Below are 2,093 nucleotides of genomic sequence, written 5' to 3' on the forward strand. Positions count from 1 at the left end.
CCGTGCCTGTGCATCCTGCCAGCAAGTATACAAACAACAGGATGAAAACAATCCAGCTTCTTTTGAAATTCATCTTTTTTACTCCCTTCCTATCATCAAACAATTGTTAAGATCATTATATAAATTCCGCTGTCCCATTGACTTAGCCATAAATTTAGGGATGGGCCAATATCTTTCTTGCCCATCCCTGTTTCTCTATTCTTTGATTACCGTTTTATATTGATCCAGATCAAGATTATCAATATCTAATTTTTGAATGTCATCAATAGATATATTATATCGATATAAAATATAATCATTTTCTTTTTCGTTATCTGTCGCTGTTTTTAGTTTGTCGTTTGCTACAAAAATCTCCATTCCAATATGGTTAAAATTTAACTCTTTCATCTCCTTTAAAAAGCTTCTGATCCCTTGTTCATATTGACCATTTTGTTCATACACCCAAAATGTGGTGTTTAATGCAAAATCAGGATCTCCTCCATTTTCCAGCACTTTAAAAACAGAAGGAATGTCCCCTTTATATTTATCTTTTTCCGTTCCATTTGAATAAACAAAATGCTCAATCTTTCTCACATCAAAATACTTTTTAACTAATGTTGTTATCGTTGGTTTTAATTCTTCGGTCCATAATTCATCCACATACGAATCTCTGATTCCATCGGGTTCGATAATAATTAACACAGAGGTGTTTTGATCATCTTTTATATTCCCTTCAACGGAGTATGTCTGACCTGTAAACAAATCTTTACTTACCTCGGATACTTCGAAATCTTTGTTATATGTATCCTTAATATACTGAATTGCTTTTTCTTTGATTTCCTTCTCTTCTGCCCGATCCATGTCTCCCTCTCCTCCCGTGCAACCGGTTAGTAAAAAAACAAACATACATACCACAGCTATTAAGTGTTTGCTCCAACCCATCCCTGCTCACTCCTTTTCTCTCGGAACAATATTACCATCTTCACCATACAAAGCCACAACGGGTGTGTCTACTTTTTTACCATCGTCATATCCAGTAAAATTCGATATGCTATGGCCCCAACTGAGATTTATTTTATTATCCAGTCCCTTGTCATCTTCCGCCAATTCAACACTTCCATCCGGTAGAATATTATATGTTTTCCCAGGACGATACCCAAACGAACCGACAAGATCATCCTTATACCTATAGTTCCTTATTAAATCATCATAAGCACCAACTTTTTCATTCTCGACAATCTCCCGAATTTGTGGATCTGATATATTCGCTCTGTAATGATCTCCCGACTTGACAAATTCCGGAACGAACGGCACTTTTTGAATTAGCTCAAATGTTTTCTCTCTTACTTTACTGATATTGAGATTATCATATAAATTCATCCCGGCTGCATTAAATGTTACCGTAGGGATCTTATATCTGGCGCCGCAATCCGAAGCCAAGTAGCCTCCAAGGGAGTGGCCGGTTAAAGCAATATTATATCCCTTATACTTAGGATCATTTATTATTTTTTCCACATATTTTCTCGCTTCCACTGCTTGCGGATTATAACGATCAAAACCGTTTGCTATAAAAATATCAGCGAATAAGTCTTGTGCCACATCAATTACCGTGGTATCTTTCGTCAAAGGATCTGATTCTGTTCCTCTAAATGCAATAATTATTTCTTTAGTTTCTGGGTTCTTAAAAACATGAGCTTGTAAACCGCTTATGTGATCTTTGTATAACACCTTTTCCTCTTGCCATTGATTTCCCAAATTCATATATATATCTCGAGGCTTTATTTCATCTTTATATGCCAATTGCGCAGCATAAGCTAATTGTTGATCAGTAATATTTGAATCACTCAGCTTTCCATAAGGATATTGGCTGTTTCCCGCTGCCATTCCGGCATTCCCCAGACTGGCTGTCAGGTTTTGTCCTTCCAATCCCTTTCTCGCAAAAAGATTTTTCAAATTTGTATAGGCTGATTGGATCCCTCTGGCGAGGGGTTGCCCGAATTTGCTCAACAAACCGGTGAGGGCTGTGATTCCAAGGACAATTCCCCCGGTAATTTTGCCTGCTGTGGAGGTCATCCAATCCCAGGCTTTTTGGGCCGCTTTCTTGGTGGCGGATG

At 37.7% G+C, this 2,093-nt stretch carries 3 protein-coding genes; 1 reads left to right on the forward strand and 2 read right to left on the reverse strand.

What is annotated here, in order from left to right:
* The coding region (locus tag I8U21_RS15080) for a hypothetical protein (RefSeq protein ID WP_232337700.1) at positions 1–223 on the forward strand (223 nt) is incomplete at its 5' end.
* Here I8U21_RS15080 and I8U21_RS14705 read toward each other — a convergent pair.
* Both I8U21_RS14705 and I8U21_RS14710 read right to left on the reverse strand, forming a co-directional pair.
* Complete coding sequence (locus I8U21_RS14705) at positions 196–921, reverse strand: hypothetical protein (RefSeq protein WP_198051032.1); 726 nt, start codon at positions 919–921, stop codon at positions 196–198. The genes I8U21_RS15080 and I8U21_RS14705 overlap by 28 nt on opposite strands.
* A gap of 6 nt (positions 922–927) precedes the next feature.
* A partial coding sequence (locus I8U21_RS14710; RefSeq protein WP_198054192.1) for a YqiA/YcfP family alpha/beta fold hydrolase occupies positions 928–2,093 on the reverse strand: 1,166 nt, incomplete at its 5' end.

Source organism: Thermoactinomyces sp. CICC 23799 (assembly GCF_016055145.1).
In the GTDB taxonomy this organism is placed as follows: domain Bacteria; phylum Bacillota; class Bacilli; order Thermoactinomycetales; family Thermoactinomycetaceae; genus Thermoactinomyces; species Thermoactinomyces intermedius.

Excerpts from the sequence above, each read along its gene's own strand:
- I8U21_RS14705 (WP_198051032.1), bottom strand. The coding sequence starts at position 921 with ATGGGTTGGAGCAAACACTTAATAGCTGTGGTATGTATGTTTGTTTTT.